The 19,489-nt window shown below is 69.4% G+C and carries 20 protein-coding genes; 14 read left to right on the top strand and 6 right to left on the bottom strand.

Annotated features, from left to right (window positions below; genetic code table 11):
* The first annotated feature begins 90 nt into the window (after positions 1-90).
* From hemL to AC067Z_RS12045, 8 genes are all read left to right on the top strand, one after another.
* Positions 91-1,407, top strand: a complete 1,317-nt coding sequence (gene hemL, locus AC067Z_RS12080; RefSeq protein ID WP_478789362.1) for a glutamate-1-semialdehyde 2,1-aminomutase — start codon at positions 91-93, stop codon at positions 1,405-1,407.
* Positions 1,404-2,084 carry a histidine phosphatase family protein gene (locus tag AC067Z_RS12075; RefSeq protein ID WP_478789361.1) on the top strand — a complete coding sequence of 227 codons (681 nt, stop codon included), beginning with the start codon at positions 1,404-1,406 and terminating at the stop codon, positions 2,082-2,084. The genes hemL and AC067Z_RS12075 overlap by 4 nt, the downstream gene beginning before the upstream one ends.
* A gap of 157 nt (positions 2,085-2,241) precedes the next feature.
* Positions 2,242-3,489 (top strand): polysaccharide deacetylase family protein, encoded by a 1,248-nt coding sequence (locus tag AC067Z_RS12070; RefSeq protein ID WP_478789360.1) that lies wholly within the window; start codon positions 2,242-2,244, stop codon positions 3,487-3,489.
* A 68-nt stretch (positions 3,490-3,557) separates the two neighbouring features.
* Entirely contained in the window at positions 3,558-4,157 is a 600-nt protein-coding gene (locus AC067Z_RS12065; RefSeq protein WP_478789359.1) for a TlpA family protein disulfide reductase, read from the top strand.
* A 46-nt stretch (positions 4,158-4,203) separates the two neighbouring features.
* Positions 4,204-4,926, top strand: coding sequence for a cytochrome c biogenesis CcdA family protein (locus AC067Z_RS12060; protein WP_478789423.1), 723 nt, complete (start codon positions 4,204-4,206; stop codon positions 4,924-4,926).
* A gap of 4 nt (positions 4,927-4,930) precedes the next feature.
* Positions 4,931-6,604, top strand: a complete 1,674-nt coding sequence (gene resB, locus AC067Z_RS12055) for a cytochrome c biogenesis protein ResB (protein WP_478789358.1) — start codon at positions 4,931-4,933, stop codon at positions 6,602-6,604.
* On the top strand, positions 6,601-7,692 hold the full coding sequence (gene ccsB, locus AC067Z_RS12050; protein WP_478789357.1) for a c-type cytochrome biogenesis protein CcsB: 1,092 nt from the start codon (positions 6,601-6,603) through the stop codon (positions 7,690-7,692). Before resB ends, ccsB begins: the two co-directional genes overlap by 4 nt.
* Positions 7,693-7,742: 50 nt before the next feature.
* Complete coding sequence (locus tag AC067Z_RS12045; protein WP_478789356.1) at positions 7,743-8,258, top strand: SRPBCC domain-containing protein; 516 nt, start codon at positions 7,743-7,745, stop codon at positions 8,256-8,258.
* A gap of 12 nt (positions 8,259-8,270) precedes the next feature.
* Here the strand turns inward: AC067Z_RS12045 and AC067Z_RS12040 are convergent, their stop codons facing one another.
* The 5 genes from AC067Z_RS12040 to AC067Z_RS12020 form a co-directional block, all read right to left on the bottom strand.
* A complete protein-coding gene (locus AC067Z_RS12040; protein ID WP_478789355.1) occupies positions 8,271-9,776 on the bottom strand; it encodes a hypothetical protein in 1,506 nt (501 codons plus the stop codon).
* The gene (locus tag AC067Z_RS12035) at positions 9,776-11,839 is read right to left on the bottom strand and encodes a hypothetical protein (RefSeq protein WP_478789354.1); all 2,064 of its coding nucleotides are present in this window, start codon (positions 11,837-11,839) and stop codon (positions 9,776-9,778) included. Before AC067Z_RS12035 ends, AC067Z_RS12040 begins: the two co-directional genes overlap by 1 nt.
* A 109-nt stretch (positions 11,840-11,948) precedes the next feature.
* Entirely contained in the window at positions 11,949-12,929 is a 981-nt protein-coding gene (locus AC067Z_RS12030) for an isopenicillin N synthase family dioxygenase (RefSeq protein WP_478789353.1), read from the bottom strand.
* Complete coding sequence (locus AC067Z_RS12025; protein WP_478789352.1) at positions 12,922-13,374, bottom strand: nucleoside deaminase; 453 nt, start codon at positions 13,372-13,374, stop codon at positions 12,922-12,924. The genes AC067Z_RS12030 and AC067Z_RS12025 overlap by 8 nt, the downstream gene beginning before the upstream one ends.
* Positions 13,375-13,446: 72 nt before the next feature.
* A complete protein-coding gene (locus AC067Z_RS12020) occupies positions 13,447-13,755 on the bottom strand; it encodes a PLD nuclease N-terminal domain-containing protein (RefSeq protein WP_478789351.1) in 309 nt (102 codons plus the stop codon).
* A gap of 101 nt (positions 13,756-13,856) precedes the next feature.
* On the opposite strand from AC067Z_RS12020, the gene AC067Z_RS12015 reads away from it, so the two are divergent.
* From AC067Z_RS12015 to AC067Z_RS12000, 4 genes are all read left to right on the top strand, one after another.
* Complete coding sequence (locus AC067Z_RS12015; protein WP_478789350.1) at positions 13,857-15,308, top strand: menaquinone biosynthesis decarboxylase; 1,452 nt, start codon at positions 13,857-13,859, stop codon at positions 15,306-15,308.
* Positions 15,305-16,207 (top strand): menaquinone biosynthesis prenyltransferase MqnP, encoded by a 903-nt coding sequence (gene mqnP / locus AC067Z_RS12010; RefSeq protein WP_478789349.1) that lies wholly within the window; start codon positions 15,305-15,307, stop codon positions 16,205-16,207. Before AC067Z_RS12015 ends, mqnP begins: the two co-directional genes overlap by 4 nt.
* A 177-nt stretch (positions 16,208-16,384) precedes the next feature.
* A complete protein-coding gene (locus AC067Z_RS12005; RefSeq protein ID WP_478789348.1) occupies positions 16,385-16,816 on the top strand; it encodes a Uma2 family endonuclease in 432 nt (143 codons plus the stop codon).
* Positions 16,817-16,883: 67 nt separating this feature from the next.
* Complete coding sequence (locus tag AC067Z_RS12000) at positions 16,884-17,561, top strand: UbiX family flavin prenyltransferase (RefSeq protein WP_478789347.1); 678 nt, start codon at positions 16,884-16,886, stop codon at positions 17,559-17,561.
* Here AC067Z_RS12000 and AC067Z_RS11995 read toward each other — a convergent pair.
* On the bottom strand, positions 17,558-17,704 hold the full coding sequence (locus tag AC067Z_RS11995) for a hypothetical protein (RefSeq protein ID WP_478789346.1): 147 nt from the start codon (positions 17,702-17,704) through the stop codon (positions 17,558-17,560). The two genes, AC067Z_RS12000 and AC067Z_RS11995, sit on opposite strands and share 4 nt — an antisense overlap.
* Before the next feature lie 113 nt (positions 17,705-17,817).
* On the opposite strand from AC067Z_RS11995, the gene AC067Z_RS11990 reads away from it, so the two are divergent.
* Both AC067Z_RS11990 and mqnE read left to right on the top strand, forming a co-directional pair.
* Positions 17,818-18,273: an Lrp/AsnC family transcriptional regulator gene (locus AC067Z_RS11990; RefSeq protein WP_478789345.1), complete on the top strand. Its 456-nt coding sequence runs from the start codon at positions 17,818-17,820 to the stop codon at positions 18,271-18,273.
* 50 nt (positions 18,274-18,323) lie between these two features.
* The gene (mqnE, locus tag AC067Z_RS11985; RefSeq protein WP_478789344.1) at positions 18,324-19,487 is read left to right on the top strand and encodes an aminofutalosine synthase MqnE; all 1,164 of its coding nucleotides are present in this window, start codon (positions 18,324-18,326) and stop codon (positions 19,485-19,487) included.
* The last annotated feature ends 2 nt before the right edge of the window (positions 19,488-19,489 follow it).

The raw sequence follows: 19,489 nt of genomic DNA, 5'->3' as shown, positions 1-19,489 counted from the left end.
CGCCGCGCAACCAGATCATCGTGACAGTGACCTCCCCCACGAACGTGCGGTGAAACACCTGTCCGCAAGAACGTCGGAGCCTCTGAGACCATGGTTTCCGTGAGCTTTCCCTATGACGCCCCAGTTTCGCAGACGCTTTTCGACCGCGCGTCCCTCGTGACGCCCGGCGGCGTGAACTCTCCCGTCCGTGCTTTCCGTGCCGTGGGCGGTACGCCCCGGTTCATGGTGTCCGGCACCGGGCCGTACCTCACCGATGCCGACGGCCGTGAATACGTCGACCTCGTCTGCTCGTGGGGTCCGATGATCCTCGGGCACTCCCACCCGGAGGTCATCGGGGCGGTGCAGGCGGCGGTCGCCCGCGGTACCTCCTTCGGCACACCCGGCGAGGGGGAGGTCGCCCTCGCCGAGGAGATCGTGTCCCGCATCGGTCCCGTCGAGCAGGTACGGCTGGTTTCCAGCGGTACGGAGGCGACGATGTCGGCGATCCGGCTGGCCCGCGGCTTCACCGGCCGGGCCAAGGTCATCAAGTTCGCCGGCTGCTACCACGGGCACGTGGACGCGCTGCTCGCCGCGGCCGGTTCGGGCGTCGCGACGTTCGCCCTGCCGGACACCCCCGGAGTCACGGGTGCGCAGGCCGGCGACACGATCGTGCTGCCGTACAACGACCTGGAGGCCGTCCAGGAGGCGTTCCACGCGCACCCCGGTGAGATCGCCTGTGTGATCACCGAGGCGTCCCCCGGCAACATGGGCGTGGTCCCGCCCCGGCCCGGTTTCAACCAGGGCCTGAAGGACGCCTGCGCGAAGAACGGCGCCCTGTACATCTCCGACGAGGTCATGACCGGATTCCGTACGTCGAAGGCCGGCTGGTTCGGTGTCGACGGTGTGGTGCCCGACCTGATGACCTTCGGCAAGGTCATGGGCGGCGGGTTCCCCGCGGCGGCGTTCGGCGGCCGTCAGGACGTCATGGCACACCTCGCCCCGGCCGGCCCCGTCTACCAGGCGGGCACGCTGTCCGGCAATCCTGTCGCGACCGCCGCGGGCCTCGCGCAGCTTCGGCTCCTCGACGACGCCGCGTACGAGAAGGTCGACGCGGTCTCGGCGGAGATCCAGGCGCTGGTGACCGGCGCGCTCTCCAAGGAGGGTGTGGCGCACCGGTTGCAGACCGCGAGCAACATGTTCTCGGTGTTCTTCACCCCGACCGAGGTCAGGGACTACGAGGACGCGAAGAAGCAGGAGGCGTTCCGCTTCAACGCGTTCTTCCACTCGATGCTCGCCGACGGGGTCTACCTGCCGCCGTCCGCCTTCGAGTCCTGGTTCGTGTCGACCGCCCACGACGAGCGGGCCGTCGAGCGGATCGCGGCCGCGTTGCCCGCCGCCGCCCGAGCCGCCGCGGAGGCGACCGTATGAGCACCAGCGACATCACCGTGGTCCACCTGCTGCGCCACGGCGAGGTGAACAACCCCGACGGCGTGCTGTACGGCCGCCGCAGCGGCTACCACCTCTCCGAGCTCGGACGGCAGATGGCCGACCGGGTCGCCGAGCATCTGGCGGGCCGGGACGTCACGCATGTCGTGTCCTCCCCGCTGGAGCGTGCCCAGGAGACGGCCCAGCCGATCGCCAAGAAGCACGGGCTGACCCTCGACACCGACGAGCGGCTGATCGAGGCGGGCAACGTCTTCGAGGGCAAGACGTTCGGCGTGGGTGACGGCGCGCTGCGCAAGCCCGGCAACTGGAAGCACCTGACGAACCCGTTCCGCCCGTCCTGGGGGGAGCCGTACGTGGAGCAGGTCGTCCGGATGATGGGTGCGCTGGACGCGGCACGGGACGCGGCACGCGGCCATGAGGCGGTGTGCGTCAGCCATCAGCTGCCGATCTGGATCGTGCGCAGTTTCGTGGAGAAGCGCCGGCTGTGGCACGACCCGCGGCGCCGGCAGTGCACGCTCGCCTCACTGACCTCGTTCACGTACGAGGGCAACACAATTGTCTCCGTCGGCTACTCCGAGCCCGCCCGTGATCTTGTCCCCGCGCATCTGCTCGCCGGCGCCAAGCCGGTGAAGGGCAAGTCCAAGGCATTTGGCGCGTAGGCCCGTTGGTACGGTCCGCTGCGCCCGTTTCCCGGCTGCCCTGAGGCAGCCGGGAAATTGATTACGCGTCCCAGGAACCTCCGCGTTCCGAACGGCATCTCCTTCTGTGCCGGTTGGAAATGCTCTCCCGGACCAGGAGAGCGCGGATGGGGACGATATGCGCGACATCAGTCGAAGGGGTTTGCTCGGGGCGGGACTTGGGGCCGCAGCCGCGATCACAGTGGCGGGCTGTGGCACCGGGGCGGCGGGCAGAACGAGTGACTCCGAACCGGGCAGGGGTGGTGACCAGGGCAACGGTGGCAAGCCGTCCCCGTCGGCCACGGCCGGCCGGCCGATCGGCGACGGCTCCACGGCCGACACCGGAAAGCAGCCCAACCAGCCGCCGCGGCCCGTTCCCCTCGAACCGGGCCAGACGCCGCCGCAATTCGTGATCTTTTCCTGGGACGGTGCGGGAGAGGTCGGCAACGGACTCTTCCCCCGTTTCCTCGAACTCGCGAAGAACCACGACGCGGCGATGACCTTCTTCCTCTCCGGGGTGTATCTGCTTCCCGAGTCGAAGAAATCTCTCTACCGTCCGCCGAACAACGGCATCGGTGCGTCCGACATCGGCTACCTCACCGATGAACACATCAAGGACACGCTGAAGTACATACGCCAGGCATGGCTCGACGGCCATGAGATAGGCACCCACTTCAACGGCCATTTCTGCGCCGGCTCCGGATCGGTCGGCAATTGGACCCCCGCGGACTGGCGGAGCGAGATCGATCAGGCTGTGAAGTTCGTCACCGAATGGCGGACGAACAGCGGCTGGCACGACATCGATCCGCTGCCATTCGACTACCGCAAGGAACTCGTCGGCGCCCGCACCCCGTGCCTGCTCGGCCAGGACAAACTGCTGCCCACCGCCAAACAGCTCGGCTGGCGCTACGACGCCTCCTCGCCCGGCGGCCGCCAGAAGTGGCCCGACAAGCGGCTGGGCCTGTGGGATCTGCCGCTCCAGCAGGTCCCGTTCCCCGGGCACTCCTTCGAGGTGCTGTCCATGGACTACAACATGCTCGCCAACCAGTCGCAGAATGCGACCCAGGGTGTGCCGTCGCGCTTTCCGGGATGGAAGAAGCAGGCGACGGACGCGTATCTCGCGGGATTCCAGCGGGCGTACGAGTCCAATCGCGCCCCGTTTTTCATCGGCAACCACTTCGAGCAGTGGAACGGCGGCATCTACATGGACGCCGTGGAGGAAGCGCTCAAGGGGATGGCCGGGAAGAAGGACGTACGGCTGGTCTCCTTCCGGCAGTTCTGCGACTGGCTGGACGTGCAGGACCCGCAGGTGCTCGCGAAACTGCGCACCCTGGAGGTCGGCCAGTCGCCGGTCGGCGGCTGGAACGCATTCCTTAGGGCTTCTTGACAACGGGTCTTAACGGTCAGGCAGGGGGGTGCGGAAGATCCCCGCGGAGGCCATGCGAAACTTTTCACATGAGCCTCAGCCGTGCCCCCCGCGCCGCCCTGCTGACCGCCTTGGCCGTCGCAGGTGCGCTCACCCTGTCGGCATGCGGCGAGGGCGGAAAGTCCGGAGGCGGCGGTGACACCAACTTCGTCACCGACTCCGGCGGCATCTCCACCGTCGCCAAGGGGGAGCGCAAGTCCCCCAACGAGCTCAAGGGTGAAACGCTCGAGGGTGAACAGCTCGACGTCGCCGGCCTCAAGGGCAAGATCGTCGTGATGAACGTGTGGGGATCATGGTGCCCGCCCTGCCGCTCCGAGGCCCCCTATTTCGCCAAGGTCGCCAAGGAGACCCAGGACAAGGGCGTCGAGTTCGTCGGGATCAATACGCGGGACACCAACAAGGGACCCGCGCTCGCTTTCGAGAAGGATTACGGAATCGAGTACCCGAGCCTCTACGACCCGATCGGCAAGCTGATCGTCAACGGTTTCCCCAAGGGCAGCCTCAACCCGCAGGCCATTCCCTCCACGATCGTGCTCGACCGCGAGGGAAAGATCGCGGCCCGTTCCCTCAAGGCGCTGGACGACGAGGAACTGCACAAGATCATCGACCCGTTGATCGCGGAGAAGTGATCCTGTGGACGTACTCGCCGCGGGCTCCGGGGCGTACGACACGGTCATGGGCGGCGCACTCCTGCTGGCGCTGCCCGTCGCCGTGCTCGCCGGGCTGGTGTCCTTCTTCTCGCCGTGCGTGCTGCCGCTCGTCCCGGGCTACCTCTCGTACGTGACCGGGGTCACCGGCACCGACCTGGCCGAGGCCCGACGCGGCCGGATGGTCGCCGGCGCCTCCCTGTTCGTCCTCGGCTTCACCGCCGTCTTCGTCTCCGGCGGCGCGCTGTTCGGCTACTTCGGCTCCACCCTCCAGGGACACCGGGAGATCCTCTCCAAGGTCCTCGGTGCGCTGATGATCCTGCTGGGCGTGTTCTTCATGGGCCTGATGCCCTGGCTCACGCAGCGCGAATTCCGCATCCACAAGCGGCCGGTGTCCGGGCTCGTCGGCGCGCCGCTGCTGGGCGCCCTGTTCGGTATCGGCTGGACGCCCTGCATCGGACCGACGCTCTCGGCCGTCCAGGTGCTCGCGGCGGACCAGGCGAGCGCGGGACGCGGGGCCATACTGACCGTCGCGTACTGCCTCGGCCTCGGGCTGCCGTTCATCCTCGCGGCGGTCGCGTTCCGCAAGGCGCTGGGTGCGTTCGGCTGGGTCAAGCAGCACTACGCCTGGGTGATGCGGATCGGCGGAATCATGATGATCGCGACCGGTCTGCTGCTGCTCACAGGTGTATGGGACAGCATGGTCCAGTCGATGCAGAGCTGGTCCAACGGTTTCACGGTGGGGATCTGAGTCCATGAGCAAGACCGAAGAACGCGAGCTCGGCGAGGCCGGTGCGCAGTTGTCCACCGCCCCCGTGGAGAACGCGGCGGACCAGGCCGTCGGCGGTCCCACGCTCGGCGTGATCGGCTGGATGCGCTGGTTCTGGCGCCAGCTGACCTCCATGCGGGTCGCGCTGATCCTGCTCTTCCTGCTGTCCCTCGGCGCGATCCCCGGCTCCCTCATCCCGCAGAACAGCGTGGACGAGATGAAGGTGCAGGCATTCAAGAGCCGGCACGAGACCCTCGCGCCCCTCTACGAGAAGCTGCAGTTCTTCGACGTCTACAGCTCCGTGTGGTTCTCCGCGATCTACATACTGCTGTTCGTCTCGCTCATCGGCTGCATCGTCCCGCGTTCGTGGCAGTTCGTCGGCCAGCTGCGCAGCCGCCCCCCGGGGGCGCCCCGCCGGCTGACCCGGCTGCCCGCGTACACCACGTGGCGGACCGAGGCCGAGCCCGAGCAGGTGCGCGCGGCGGCGCTCGCGATGCTCAGGCAGCCCCGCTTCCGCGCCCACGAGGCGGGCGACGCCGTGGCCGCGGAGAAGGGCTATGTGCGCGAGGCCGGGAACCTGGTCTTCCATGTGGCGCTCATCGTGATGCTGGTGGCGTTCGCGTCGGGGCAGCTGTTCAAGTCCGAGGGCGGCAAGCTGGTCGTCGAGGGCGGCGGCTTCTCCAACACGCTGACGCAGTACGACGACTTCAAGTCCGGATCGCTGTTCGACACGGACGAACTCACACCGTTCAGCTTCAGCCTGGACAGCTTCACCGGCACCTACGCCAAGGACGGCCCGCAGCGCGGCACCCCGCGCACCTACGAGGCGGCCGTCACCTGGTCCGAACCGGGCAGCGCCGACAAGAAGCAGGTCATCGAGGTCAACACGCCGCTGTCCGTCGACGGCACCAAGGTCTTCCTCAACGGCCACGGGTACGCACCGGTCGTCACCGTGCGGGACGGCAAGGGCAAGGTCGTCTACCGGGACGCGGTGCCGCTGCTGCCGATCGACAACAACATCACCTCGACCGGCGCGATCAAGGTGATGGACGGCTACCGCGACAAGAACGGCAAGAAGGACCAGCTGGGCTTCCAGGCCTTCTTCGTACCGACGTTCGCCGGCGCCGGCAACGGCGACATGTTCTCCCAGTTCCCCGGGCTCGACTTCCCCGTGCTCGCGCTCACCGGCTACCACGGCAGCCTCGGTGTCGACGCCGGTCTCCCGCAGAACGTGTACCAGCTCGACACCCGCAAGATGAAGCAGTTCAAGGATGCCAAGGGCGACATCCTCAAGCAGCGGCTGCTGCCCGGCGAGACCATGAAGCTGCCCGACGGCGCCGGCTCCATCACGTTCGAGAAGGACGTGAAGGAATGGGCGACCTTCCAGATCACCCGTCAGCCCGCCACCGGCTGGGCACTCACCGGTGCTATCGCCGCCATCGCCGGACTCGCGGCATCGCTGTTCGTCCAGCGCCGCCGGATCTGGGTCCGGGCCGTGCGCGGGGAGGACGGGGTGACCGTCGTGGAGATGGCGGGCCTCGGCCGCAGCGAGTCGGCGAAGCTCCCCCAGGAGCTGGGCGAGCTGGCCGCCACCCTCAATTCCCGGGCGCCGACGGCGCCCGAACCCGTGGACGCACCTGCCGAAGGGGCCAAGGAGTGACACTCGCCGCCGCAACCAACGAGAACCTGGCGGAGATCAGCAACTATCTGATCTATTCGTCGATGGCCGTGTACACGCTGGCCTTCTTCGCGCACATGGCCGAATGGCTCTTCGGCAGCCGGAGCAAGGTGGCCCGCACGGCCGCCGCGCTGACCGCACCCGCCGACAAGGCGTCCGACGCGGCCCCGGCCCCCGCCGTCACGGTCAGGAAGGCCGGCGGGACCGCCGTCCTGGAGAAGCCGACGGTCGTCACCCGGTCGGCGAGCGGCACCCGGGACGTCCCGGACGGCCCCGGCGCACACGGCGGCACCGAGCAGGGCGACCTGTACGGCCGCATCGCCGTCTCGCTGACGGCGCTCGCCTTCCTGCTGGAGGCGGCCGGTGTGGTCGCCCGCGCCGTGTCGGTGCAGCGCGCCCCGTGGGGCAACATGTACGAGTTCTCCACGACCTTCTCGACCGTCGTGGTGGGTGTGTACCTGGCGCTGCTGCTCGCGAAGAAGAACGTCCGCTGGGCCGGTCTGCCGCTCGTCACCACGGTCCTGCTCGACCTCGGGCTTGCCGTCACCGTCCTGTACACCAAGAGCGACCAGCTGGTGCCCGCGCTCGACTCGTACTGGCTGTGGATCCACGTCTCGACCGCGATCTTCTGCGGCGCCGTCTTCTACCTCGGCGCGGTCGGCGCGGTGCTCTACCTCTTCCGCGACGCCTACGAACGCAAGCTGGAGCGCGGCGGGAAGCCCGGCAGGTTCGCCACCTCGGTCCTGGAGCGGCTGCCCTCCGCCGCGACCCTCGACAAGTTCTCCTACCGTGTCAACGCCGCCGTCTTCCCGCTGTGGACGTTCACGATCATCGCCGGCGCGATCTGGGCCGGCGACGCCTGGGGCCGGTACTGGGGCTGGGACGCCAAGGAGGTCTGGTCCTTCATCACCTGGGTCGCGTACGCCGCCTACCTGCACGCCCGCGCGACGGCCGGCTGGAAGGGCCGCAAGGCCGCGTACATCGCGCTCGTCGCGTTCCTGTGCTTCCTGTGGAACTACTACGGCGTGAACATGTTCGTGAACAGCCTGCACTCGTACGCCGGCGTCTGACCGCGCCCGGTGCGGTAGCGGCCGGGCCGCCGGGGAGCGACGCTGGATGCATGAGCGACGTGATCCCCCAGGGCACCAGCGAGACCCGGGACAGCGGGACTCGCCTGCTGCGGTACGAGCTGCACCTGCCGCATCCGGTGATCCGGGTCTGGGCCGCCGTCGCGACCCCCGAAGGTCTGCCGTCCTGGCTCTGCGCCGCCGACGTGCTCGAACCGAGAGTCGGCGGCGCCGTCACGCTCCGCTGGCTCAACGCGGACGCGGACGGCCGTCACACCGTCGCCGAGGGCCATGTCACCGCATGGGACACGGAACGGGTCGCCGAGTACACGGTCACCGTGCACGGCCGCATCCGCTTCCACCTGGAGGCGCAAGGCGACGGCGGTACGGTGCTCCGCTTCGGCAACGAGCTGCGCTGCGACGACGAGGTGCTGCTCGACTGCCTGGCCGGCTGGCACCACCACCTCGAACTGCTCGTCGCCGCGCTCGAGGGCAGGCCCACCACCGACTGGTCGGCCTGGACCTCCGAGCGCTGGCAGCAACTGCGGGACGCGTACGCGGCGTCGTGACGCCGGGCGCGGTCAGTCCTTGCGGTACACGCAGTCCACCGGCGGCGCCTTTCCGTCCGGCCAGGAGAACTCCTCGAACCGCAGCGTGCCGTCGGCGGTCAGCCGCACGATGGGTACCGCCTTGTTCCGCGGATTGCCGTCGTTGTCCAGGCAGATCCAGCCACTGGCACCGTTCACCCGGAGCGAGCCGGTCAGATGCGGCCACTGGGCCGTCACATCGTCCAGCTCCGGTGCCTCGTCCGACGATCCGGTCGCGCGGCGGATGCCCTGCACGGCCGTGGCCATCGCGTCGTAGCCGATGATCGTCTGACCGTCCTGCAGGTCGTTCGGGCCTATGCCGGAGCGCACCTCGTCGATGCTGTCGGCGAGTTGCCGGAACGCCGCCGCCGAACCACCGGTCGCCGGGACCGGCCTTCCGTCGGCCTCCGCCCAGGCGTCGGGGTGTGCCAGCGCCGCGTACTTCAGCGTGACCCGTGGCTTCTTGCCGCCCGGCCGGACCTCCAGCGCCCTCCGGTCGAGCTTCCCGTCCGCGCCGAGGTACGACGCCTCGTCGCCGGTGAGGACGGTGAAACCGCGGTCCGCGCAGCCCGCCCTGCCCAGTTCGGAGACGAAGACCCTCAGCGGGGTGTGACGGCCCGCGAAGAACACCGTTCGGGCGTCGGTGTCGCAGATGTAGTGCGCGATGCTGTTGAAGACATTGCCCAGGTTGCCCGGGTTGTTCGGCTCCTCCTTGGAGGTGAACGGTCGGGCGTCGTAGACCTGGTGGGGCAGCTGCTCCTCGAACGCCTTGCGCAGCGTCTTCGCGTAGCGGTCGTGTTCATTGGTGTCGTAGACGAGCAGTGCGCTGCTGTCGGCGGCCTTGGCGTGCGCCACCAGCGCTCGCGCCTCGTCCCTGTTGGTGGGGGAGACGCGGGCGAGCCCGGCGACCTTGGTGATGTCGTCGGCGGTGATCGTCGAGCCGACCATCGGTATGCGGTGCCGGGCGAACAGGTCGACCGCCTTCTTGTTCGCCGTGTTGCTGGTGGCGATCCCCGTCACCGCCCGCAGCGGCTCGGGGTCGTCCACCATGCCCGCCAGCTGGTTGGCCACCTGCTCCCAATGGCGCCCCAGATCACCGGTGTTGGCGAGCAGCAACCGGATCCGGGGCGGCCGGCCCTCGGCGCGGTTGGCGAGCCGCTGCTGCACGTACACGCCCTGCAGCTCGTGCCGCATCTTCGTCAGCTGCTCGGGCGCGCGGGAGCTGAACGGCATCATCACGGCCACGGAGACCGTGAGCTGCCCGGCCTCCTCGACCTCCTTGTTCTCGGCGGCTATGGCCCGGGAGACGTCCCGGATGTCCTTCACCCCGAAGTCGTAGCCGGTCGCGGAGACGCCGATGCACTCGTCGCTGTTCTCCGGCCTGGCGACCCCGGCGGAGCAGGTGCGGTCCGGGTCGAGGATGCCGGGCCCGAACAGCACGCCGAGGACCACCGCGGCCGCCACCCCCACACCGATGAGGATCTTGGTCAGGTTGTTCATCACTCGTTCCCCCCGCTCGCCCGGGTCCGCCGCGAGCAGCCGCACTCCCGCAGCGGACGGCCCGACCGGATGCTCTCCGCCCAGTGGGTGGCCGCGTCGGTGAGCACGGAACTGTCGGCGACGTCGTCCCGCAGTGCATGCAGCGCGCTGTGGGCCGCGGCCTCCAGCCGTGCCTCGGGAAGTTCCAGCCAGTCCTGGGCCAGCCACGCGGCGTTCAGCAGCCGCTCCACCCGCCGGGCCGGCTCGCGGTGCCCGCCGGTGAACGCGCGTGCCCGCCGCTCCTCGAGCCTCTCGAAGCACGGCGCGGACGCGATGTGCAGCAGTTCGTCGAGCCAGGCGGCGGTGTCCGGGCCGCCCAGTGATCCGGTGAGATGCGCAACCGCATTGCCCGTGCGGCCGATCGCCAGCTCGTGGTGGTAGCGGTGCCAGGAGCCGGGGCGGGTGTCGGAGTAGTGCGAGACGAGCCGGGAGTGCATACCGAGCCAGGACGAATGATCGGCGTCCAGATGGTAGAGCCGGTGCAGCAGCACGGTGCGCAGACAGTGGTCGGCCACGAAGTGCTGGTCGCAGCGCGGCCATCCGTCGGCATCGAGGGCGTGGCGCAGCTCGGGCGTGCTCATCGCGGCAGCCGCGGGAAGCAGCAGCTCGGCCGCCCGCGCATCCGCCGCGGGGGAGAGCCGCGTGAGCAGCTCGCCCAGCTCCCCGGGCGCCAGCTCCTGGCGCAGTTTCTCGGCGACCGTCGGCCCCGTCGTCGGCTGCAGCGGAGTGGCGGGCCGATGGCGCAGCAGCGAACGCAGCGTCAGTTCCGACAGTGCGTGCGGCGCGGGCGACGCGTCGGTGGCATCGGCGACGGCCGCCGCGCGGCGCAGCTCGTCGACCGCGTCCGTCATCCGCGTCATCGCCAGCGGGCGCCCGCCGGTGAACCGGTGCAGTGCGCGCGGCAGTCCGGGCGGCAGCATCGCGTCCGGGTCCACATGGCTCAGCAGCCCGTCGGAGGTTTCCGGGCCCGCGGGCGGCAGCGGCGGATACGGCACCACGACCATCGCGTGCCGGCACAGTTCGTCGCCGCGGCTCCCGGCCAGTCCCACCGCCGAACTCAGTGACGGCAGCCGATGCGCTCCCTGCAGCACCGGCGGATCGCCCCGGCGGAACGCCCCGTACATCACCACCCGGTCCGGATGGCCGGTCGCCCGGTGGGTGACGCAGTCGCGCACCAGCTGTTCGCCCAGTTCGTCGTGCGCGTTGTCGAGCAGCATCAACGGCCGCCCGGTGCGCAGCAGCCAGCCGCCGGTCGTGCGGTACGCCTCGTCGAGATCGGCGCGCAGCGCCTGCCCTAGGAAGAACTCGGCCCGCCGCCGCTGGTCGCCGCCGAGCCGGAAGTGACTGCCGAGCAGGGTCAGCCCCCACTGTGCGCTGCCCTGCGCGCCGGGATAGGCGCCGTACCAGCCGACCGCCTTGCGGCTGCCCCGCTGGAACAGTTCCTGCAGCAGTACCTCCACCGACACCTCGATGAGCTTCTGCACCGGCGGCAGCGGCATCGGCAGCGCCGCGTATCCCGCCACCAGCTTGGAGACCCAACTCTGCACCACCGAAGCCCAGTTGCCGCGCGCGGGCGAGATGAGCTCCAGCCGGCGCAGCTCCGCGGCGATGCGCTCGTCCTGGTCGGCGTTCCAGGCGCCGGACGCCACGGCGACCAGGCCCGCGAACAGCCGGGTCATGTGCAGGGCCGGCGCCCGCGGCGGCCCGCTGCTGGTGAACCCGACGCCGAGCAGCCGCAGCGCCTCCGTCACCAGCGAACGTGACTCGGGCGACTCGGCAGCGCCGGTGCGCAGGGTCTCGTCGGCACAGTCCAGATACGCGGTGGGCGTGGTGGTTCCGCAGCTGTCCCGCAGGCGCTCCAGGGCATGCGTCTTGCCCGTGCCCCGGCCGCCGACGACGGCGACCACGGGCGGCGGCAGCACCTTGCAGTACGGGCGGTACCTGTGGCCGGCGACCTCGGCGCCGGTGAGATGGGACGTGAGCTGCGCGAGTAAGTCGCCCCTCGCGGCGAGTTGATCCCTCAAGAACGACTCCCGGGCAGTCAAGTGGCGCCGGAGGGCGGACAGTTGACGATCAGGTTATTACCCGCTCGCGGAACGCAAGGAGGGATTCGTGATGTCCGTGTTCAGTCCGTTACACGCGGTCGCCGTACCCCGTCCGAGCAGGATCTCCGGGGACCGAGATCGCGTCGAGCTTCGCCCGGAGATACGTGTGCGAGTCCACCGGCTCGTAGGCCACCCGCCCCTTCGGCGCGGGCAGCGGCGCCACGACCGTGCCCGGATCGCATTCGTAGAAGTACACCAGCGACATCAGCTCCTCCGACGGAGCTTCGGCGGGCGGCGGCAGCACGCGGTGGCGGCCCGAGCGCCAGCGGTCGCCCGTCCAGCGGGCCATCAGATCCCCGATGTTGACGGTGAACGCCGCCGGGTCCCACGGCGCGTCCTGCCAGCCGCCGCGCTCCGTGAACACCTGGAGCCCTCCCCGGCCGGCCTGCCGGTCCAGGACCGTGACCGTGCCGAAGTCGGTGTGCGGGCCGATGCGGAACTGACCGGGCTGCGGCACCCCGACCGTGTCCGTGCCCGGGTACCAGTTCACGTTGAAGCCCCATGTGGGACCGCCGGTGTGCCGGGTGAAGAAGTCCGGGCCCTCGCCGAGCGCGTCGCCGAGCAGGGCGAGCAGCCGGTCGGACAGGGCGTGCATCTGCTGCAGATACGTCTCCACCAGCGGCCTCAGCTCCGGGACCTCGGCGGGCCAGACGTTCGGCAGGAACCACTCGGCGTCGACCGTCGCGTCCCCGGTGGCCTCGTCCGCCGCGAACGAGAGGGACTCCTTCAGGTCCGGCGGTGTCTGGGTGCCCTCCGCGTACCCGTTGGCCTCCGCGCCCGGGCCGAGCCAGCCACGTCCGCCGACCCGCACGGCGTACGGCTCCTTGACGGTGGCCGGCAACCGGAAGAAGCGCCGTGCGCTCTCGCGGATCTCCTCCCGCAGCCCGGGTGCCACCTCGTGGCCGGTGACCAGGAGGAACCCGGCTTCCTGCAGGGCGCGGTCGATGACAGCAGCCTGGGCCGCCGGCTCCCGGGAGAGATCGATGGTCGGAATGCGCGTCTCACTCATCGCCGATGTCCTCGTTCCAGAGCGCCGGGAACTCCTCGATGAAGCGGCGCATCATCGATGTACAGGCGGGGTCGTCCAGCACCACGACCTCGACGCCGTGCTCCGCCAGCCAGTCGTGGCCGCCGTGGAAGGTCTCCGCCTCGCCGACGACGACCCGGGAGATCCCGAACTGCCGGACGAGCCCGGAGCAGTACCAGCACGGCGAGAGTGTCGTCACCATCGTCGTGCCCGCGTACGACCGCTGCCGGCCCGCGGCCCGGAAGGCCGCCGTCTCCGCATGCATCGACGGGTCCCCGTCCTGCACCCGTCGGTTGTGCCCCCGCCCCAGCAGGATGCCGTCGGCCCCGTACAGCGCGGCGCCGATCGGAATCCCGCCCTCGGCGAGCCCGGCCCGCGCTTCCGCGACCGCCGTTGCCAGCCACCGCCGGTCCTCGTCCTCGTCCATGCCACGACTCTTCCCCGAACGGGCGGGCGGCATCACCCGGCCGAGGCAGGTACAGCGGGCAGGTGCAGCGCGTCAGGGCCTCGGCTTGTCGGGGTCGTCGCCGTCCTCCCGCTCCGCCTGGCGCTCGCGCTCGTTCTCGTCGCGCAGTGACTTGAGGAAATCGGGGTTGTCGTCAGGGGCGACCCAGCCGCGGCGCGGCGCCGCGCCGCCCACGGCGGCGCGATTCTTGCCGACGATCAGCCAGGAGACGGAACCCACCAGGGGGAACAGCAGGACGAGGATGGCCCACAGGGGCTTGGGGATGTAGCGGACATCCTTCTCGTCGGTGGTGATGCAGTCGATGAACGCGTAGATGCTGAGCGCCAGCGGTACCAGAATCATCAGCACCCGAAGCATGGCCGACCCCCTGCACAAAGAACTCGGGACCGGCCGGGCGGCCCCCGTGACAGTTCCAGCGTAGTGCGTACCGGATACTGGACCGCATGGCTTACGACGATCTTCGCTCCCTGCTCCGGGCGCTGGAGCGCGAGGGTGACCTCAAGCGCATCAAGGCCGAGGTCGACCCGTATCTCGAGGTCGGGGAGATCGTCGACCGGGTCAACAAGGCCGGCGGCCCCGCGCTCCTCTTCGAGAACGTGCGCGGCTCGGCGATGCCGCTCGCGATGAACGTCTTCGGCACCGACCGCCGCCTGCTCAAGGCGCTCGGGCTGAAGTCCTACGCGGAGATCAGCGACAAGATCGGCGGGCTGCTCAAGCCGGAGCTGCCGCACGGCTTCGTCGGGGTGCGCGAGGCCTTCGGCAAGCTCGGCTCGATGGTGCACGTCCCGCCGAAGAAGGTGAAGGACGCGCCGGTCCAGGAGGTCGTCCTGCGCGGCGACGACGTCGACCTCGACCAGCTGCCCGCGCTGTTCACCTGGCCCGAGGACGGCGGCTCCTTCTTCAACCTGGGGCTCACGCACACCAAGCACCCGGAGACCGGGGTCAGGAACCTCGGTCTCTACCGGCTCCAGCGCCACGACCGGCGCACCATCGGCATGCACTGGCAGATCCACAAGGACAGCCGCAACCACTACGCCGTTGCGGCGAAGCGTGGCGAGCGGCTGCCGGTCGCGATCGCGTTCGGCTGCCCGCCGGCCGTCACGTACGCCTCGACCGCGCCGCTGCCCGGCGACATCGACGAGTACCTCTTCGCCGGCTTCGTGGCCGGCAAGAGGACGGAGATGGTCGACTGCAAGACCGTCCCGCTGCAGGTCCCGGCGAACGCCGAGGTCGTGCTGGAGGGGTGGCTGGAGCCGGGGGAGATGCTGCCCGAGGGGCCCTTCGGCGACCACACCGGTTTCTACACGCCGCAGGAGCCGTTCCCCGCGCTGACGATCGACTGCGTGACCATGCGCAAGCGCCCGTTGCTGCAGTCGATCGTGGTGGGCCGGCCCCCGACGGAGGACGGGCCGCTGGGGCGGGCGACGGAACGGTTCTTCCTGCCGCTGCTCAAGATCATCGTCCCGGACATCGTGGACTACCACCTGCCGGAGTCGGGCGGTTTCCACAACTGCGCCATCGTCTCGATCGACAAGAAGTACCCGAAGCACGCGCAGAAGGTCATGCACGCGATCTGGGGCGCGCACATGATGTCGCTGACCAAGCTGATCGTCGTCGTCGACGCCGACTGCGACGTCCACGATCTGCACGAGGTGTCGTGGCGCGCGCTTGGCAACACCGACTACGCCCGTGACCTCACCGTCGTCGAAGGCCCGGTCGATCATCTCGACCACGCCTCCTACCAGCAGTTCTGGGGCGGCAAGGCGGGCATCGACGCGACGCGGAAGCTCCCCGAGGAGGGGTACACCCGGGACGGCGGCTGGCCGGAGATGGTGGTCTCGGACCCGGAGACGGCGGCCAAGGTCGACCGCCGCTGGAAGGAGTACGGCCTGTGACCTCCGCCGCCGCGGCCATGCCGCAGCCCGGACGCACCAAGGCGTTCCTGCGCCTGGTGATGATCGAGCACTCGGTCTTCGCCCTGCCGTTCGCGTACATCGCCGCGCTCACCGCGATGTTCGAGCTGGACCGGAACATCCACTGGGTGAAGCTGCTGCTCGTCACCGTCGCGATGGTGGGTCTGCGGACCTTCGCGATGGCCTGCAACCGGATCATCGACCGCGAGATCGACGCCCGTAACCCGCGCACGGCGAGCCGGGAGCTGGTCACCGGCGCGGTCTCCGTGCGGTCCGCCTGGACCGGCGCGCTCGTCGCCGTCGTCGTCTTCCTCGGTGCGGCGGCGCTGCTGAACCCGCTGTGCCTGGCGCTCGCGCCGATCGCCGTCGTGCCCATGGTGGTCTATCCGTACGGCAAGCGGTTCACGAACTTCCCGCACGCCATCCTCGGCCTCGCGCAGGCCATGGGTCCGGTCGGCGCATGGATCGCGATCACCGGCGAGTGGTCGTGGGACGCCGTGACCCTGGGCCTCGCGGTCGGCGTGTGGATCGGCGGCTTCGACCTGATCTTCGCCTGCCAGGACGTCCAAGCGGACCGCGCCCACGGCGTGAAGTCGGTCCCGGCCCGCTTCGGCATCCCGGCGGCGCTGTACGGCGCGCGCGGCTGCCATGTCGTGACGATGGCGCTGTTCGTCTGGTACGCGCTGGCAACGGACGCGGGCGTGTTCCTGTGGCTGGGCCTGGCGCTCGTGGCGGGGGCGTTCCTCTACGAGCACTCGATCGTGCGCCCGCACGACCTGTCCCGTCTGAGCAGGGCGTTCTTCACGGTCAACGGCTTCATCGGTATTGCCCTGTTCGTGTGCGCGCTGCTGGATCTTGTGGTGCGAGGTCTGACGGTCTGAGGAGCGTGCGGCCTACCAGGGAATGGAGGCCGACGTGACCATCTCTGAGAGCGACCGCCTGCACTCGCAGCTCAGCCGGTTCGAGGACATGTTCCCCGGGTACCGGACGGAGATTGTCGAGGGCGACATCGTGATGAGTCCGGTCAAGCCGCACCACGCCGAATCGATCCGGCGGGTGTGGAACCTCCTCGAGTCACAGGTCTCGGGGAGTGGGGTTTCATCAGCGACGTCGCTGTGCCGTTCGACGACGAGAACGAGTTCTGCCCGGATCTCGCCGTCATCCCGGCCGCCGAGGTGGGCAGGAACCTCAGCGCCTACTCTCCGGAGTTGATCGAGCTCGCCGTCGAAGTCGTCTTGCCGAGCAGTGTGCGCAACGACTACGAGGTCAAGGACCGCGCGTACGTGCGGCGCGGGATCCCGCACTACCTGATCTTCGATCCGTGCAAGGCGCAGTGCGTGACGCTGTGGAACCCGGGGCCTGACGGCTCTCTGGGGCGGGACACCATCCCTTACGGCAAGCAGGTCACCGTCGAGTCCGATATCGGGAAGCTCACCGTCGACACCGCGGAGCTGCCCGTCGACCCGAGCGTCCGTCGACCGCAGGTCTGACACCGCCCCGATCGGGCGGGAGACCTTGGTCGGCCGTGCCGACAGCCCGCCGGATAGGCTCAGCGGTGTGGAGCCGCAGGAAAAAACCAGTCGCCGGCCGTGGGTCGTGGGGGTGTCGGGTGCCTCCGGCACGCCGTACGCCGCCGCCGTGCTGCGGGGGCTGCTCGCCGCAGGCGAGAGCGTGGACCTCGTCGTCAGCCGGGCCTCGCGGCTCACGCTGCTCGACGAGACCGGGGTCGCGTTCCGTGACGCGTACTGGCGGGACGATCTGCGCCAGTGGCTGGCGCGGGGCGCGGACGGGAAGCCGGACACCTTCGACACCGACGTGGACGACGTCCGTCACTGGGCCGCAGGCGATCTCGCGGCCGGGCCGTCGTCCGGCTCGTACCCGGTGAAGGGGATGCTGATCGTGCCCGCCTCCACCGCCTGTGTGGCGGGGGTTGCGCTGGGGCTTTCGAAGGACCTGCTGCAGCGGGCGGCGAGCGTGACGCTCAAGGAGCGGCGCCGGCTGGTCGTCGCCGTTCGGGAGACTCCGCTGAACGGGCAGACGCTGAAGCATCTGGTGACGCTGGACGAGGCGGGCGCCGTGGTGCTGCCCGCCTCTCCGGCGTTCTACGCGGGGGCGACGCACATCCAGGATCTGGTGGACTTCGTCGCCGGGCGGGTGCTGGACGCGGCAGGGGTGCCGCACCGGCTGTACCGCCGCTGGGAAGGGGAGCTTGGGGGTGGCTCCCGGAGTGGTTAGCGCTTGTCGGCGCCGCGCGTACGGGCCTTCTCGGCCTTGCGAGCGGCGGTGAGCTGCTGGTGGGCACGCGAGCGGTTGGCACGGTCCTGAAGCTGTCGCATCTGGGCGTAGGCCATCTCGAGCGTGTACACGGTGAGTTTCATCTCCTGAAGATCGTCATTGATCATTTGTATGGATCGCAGGGAATCGACCCCTGCATGCCTTAGATTCTACACTCAATCTTGCGAGATCGCTGAATAATGGAAGGCTCAGGCTTATGGACGCCGTGGATAGGCAGCTCATCCAGGCTCTGCGTGAGAACGGCAGGGCTTCGTATGCCGAGCTCGGCCGGCTCGTGGGGCTCTCCGGCCCCTCCGTCACCGACCGCATCAACCGACTGGAAGCGGCGGGCGTCATCACCGGCTACCGCGCCACGGTCGACGCCGCCTCGCTCGGCCTCGGTGTGACGGCCCTCATCGGTATCTCGCTCTCCGACGCGGCCGACCACGAGGACGTGGCGCGCCGACTGAAGGACCTCGCCGAGATCGAGGACTGCTGGTTCATCGCCGGCGACGACTCGTACATGCTCAAGGTGCGCGCCAGCGACGTGGACGGGCTGGAGAAGACCATCCGCCGGCTGTCGGGCACCCGCGGTGTCTCGCGGACCCGCACGACCATCGTGCTGTCCACCAAGTGGGAGAACCGGGTCGGCGATCTGCCGGAGGAGAGCTAGGGATACCTTTGGTGGAGCCCGATTGGTTGACGTATGGGAGGCGGCCCCCAGTGGACGCAGGACTCAAGCGCGAGCTCGAGGAGAAGGTCCGGGCCGGTGAGCGGCTGACGCGCGAGGACGGCATCGCCCTCTACGAGTCGGACGACCTGGCATGGCTCGGCGGGCTGGCGCACGACGTGCGCACCCGCAAGAACGGCGATGTCGTCCACTTCAACGTCAACCGCCACCTCAACATGACGAACGTGTGCACCGCGTCGTGCGCCTACTGCTCGTTCCAGCGCAAGCCGGGCGAGAAGGACGCGTACACCATGCGCATCGAGGAGGCCGTCCGCCTCGCCAAGGCGATGGAGAACGAGAACCTCACCGAGCTGCACATCGTCAACGGGCTCCACCCCAACCTGCCGTGGCGCTACTACCCCCGCTCGCTCTCCGAGCTGAAGAAGGCCCTCCCGAACGTTTCGCTCAAGGCCTTCACCGCGACCGAGATCCACCACTTCGAGACGATCTCCGGGCTCAGCGCGGGCGAGATCCTCGACGAGCTCATCGAGGCCGGTCTCGAGTCACTGACCGGCGGCGGCGCCGAGATCTTCGACTGGGAAGTGCGTCAGCACATCGTCGACCACCGCACCCACTGGGAGGACTGGTCGCGTATCCACCGCCTCGCGCACGAGAAGGGTCTCAAGACCCCGTGCACGATGCTGTACGGGCACATCGAGGAACCCCGTCACCGCGTGGACCACGTGTTGCGGCTGCGCGAGCTGCAGGACGAGACCGGCGGCTTCCAGGTCTTCATCCCGCTGCGCTACCAGCACGACTTCGTCGACATGCAGGACGGCAAGGTCCGCAACAAGCTGCAGTCGCGCACGACCATGGCGACCGGTGCCGAGGCGCTGAAGACCTTCGCCGTCTCCCGGCTGCTGTTCGACAACATCCAGCATGTGAAGGTGTTCTGGGTGATGCACGGCGTGCAGACCGCCCAGCTCGCGCTGCAGCACGGCGCGGACGACATGGACGGCTCGGTCGTCGAGTACAAGATCACGCACGACGCGGACAACTACGGGACGCCGAACAAGCTCACCCGCGACGACCTTCTCGACCTGATCCGTGACGCCGGCTTCCGCCCGGTCGAGCGCAACACCCGCTACGAGGTCATCCGCGAGTACCCGGGTCCCGACGCCGACCGCCGCGAGTCGCCGCAGCCCATGCGCGTCTGACG

The organism is Streptomyces sp. NPDC043812 (assembly GCF_056436245.1).
Note: the sequence above shows the minus strand (reverse complement) of the source record. Positions and strands in the feature narration are given on the sequence as shown.

Excerpts from the sequence above, each read along its gene's own strand:
- AC067Z_RS11990 (WP_478789345.1), top strand. The coding sequence starts at position 17,818 with ATGGACGCCGTGGATAGGCAGCTCATCCAGGCTCTGCGTGAGAACGGC.
- hemL (WP_478789362.1), top strand. The coding sequence starts at position 91 with ATGGTTTCCGTGAGCTTTCCCTATGACGCCCCAGTTTCGCAGACGCTT.
- AC067Z_RS12075 (WP_478789361.1), top strand. The coding sequence starts at position 1,404 with ATGAGCACCAGCGACATCACCGTGGTCCACCTGCTGCGCCACGGCGAG.
- AC067Z_RS12020 (WP_478789351.1), bottom strand. The coding sequence starts at position 13,755 with ATGATTCTGGTACCGCTGGCGCTCAGCATCTACGCGTTCATCGACTGC.
- AC067Z_RS11995 (WP_478789346.1), bottom strand. The coding sequence starts at position 17,704 with ATGAAACTCACCGTGTACACGCTCGAGATGGCCTACGCCCAGATGCGA.
- AC067Z_RS12045 (WP_478789356.1), top strand. The coding sequence starts at position 7,743 with ATGAGCGACGTGATCCCCCAGGGCACCAGCGAGACCCGGGACAGCGGG.
- AC067Z_RS12030 (WP_478789353.1), bottom strand. The coding sequence starts at position 12,929 with ATGAGTGAGACGCGCATTCCGACCATCGATCTCTCCCGGGAGCCGGCG.
- AC067Z_RS12040 (WP_478789355.1), bottom strand. The coding sequence starts at position 9,776 with ATGAACAACCTGACCAAGATCCTCATCGGTGTGGGGGTGGCGGCCGCG.
- AC067Z_RS12060 (WP_478789423.1), top strand. The coding sequence starts at position 4,204 with ATGGGCGGCGCACTCCTGCTGGCGCTGCCCGTCGCCGTGCTCGCCGGG.
- AC067Z_RS12015 (WP_478789350.1), top strand. The coding sequence starts at position 13,857 with ATGGCTTACGACGATCTTCGCTCCCTGCTCCGGGCGCTGGAGCGCGAG.
- AC067Z_RS12070 (WP_478789360.1), top strand. The coding sequence starts at position 2,242 with ATGCGCGACATCAGTCGAAGGGGTTTGCTCGGGGCGGGACTTGGGGCC.
- AC067Z_RS12065 (WP_478789359.1), top strand. The coding sequence starts at position 3,558 with ATGAGCCTCAGCCGTGCCCCCCGCGCCGCCCTGCTGACCGCCTTGGCC.
- resB (WP_478789358.1), top strand. The coding sequence starts at position 4,931 with ATGAGCAAGACCGAAGAACGCGAGCTCGGCGAGGCCGGTGCGCAGTTG.
- AC067Z_RS12025 (WP_478789352.1), bottom strand. The coding sequence starts at position 13,374 with ATGGACGAGGACGAGGACCGGCGGTGGCTGGCAACGGCGGTCGCGGAA.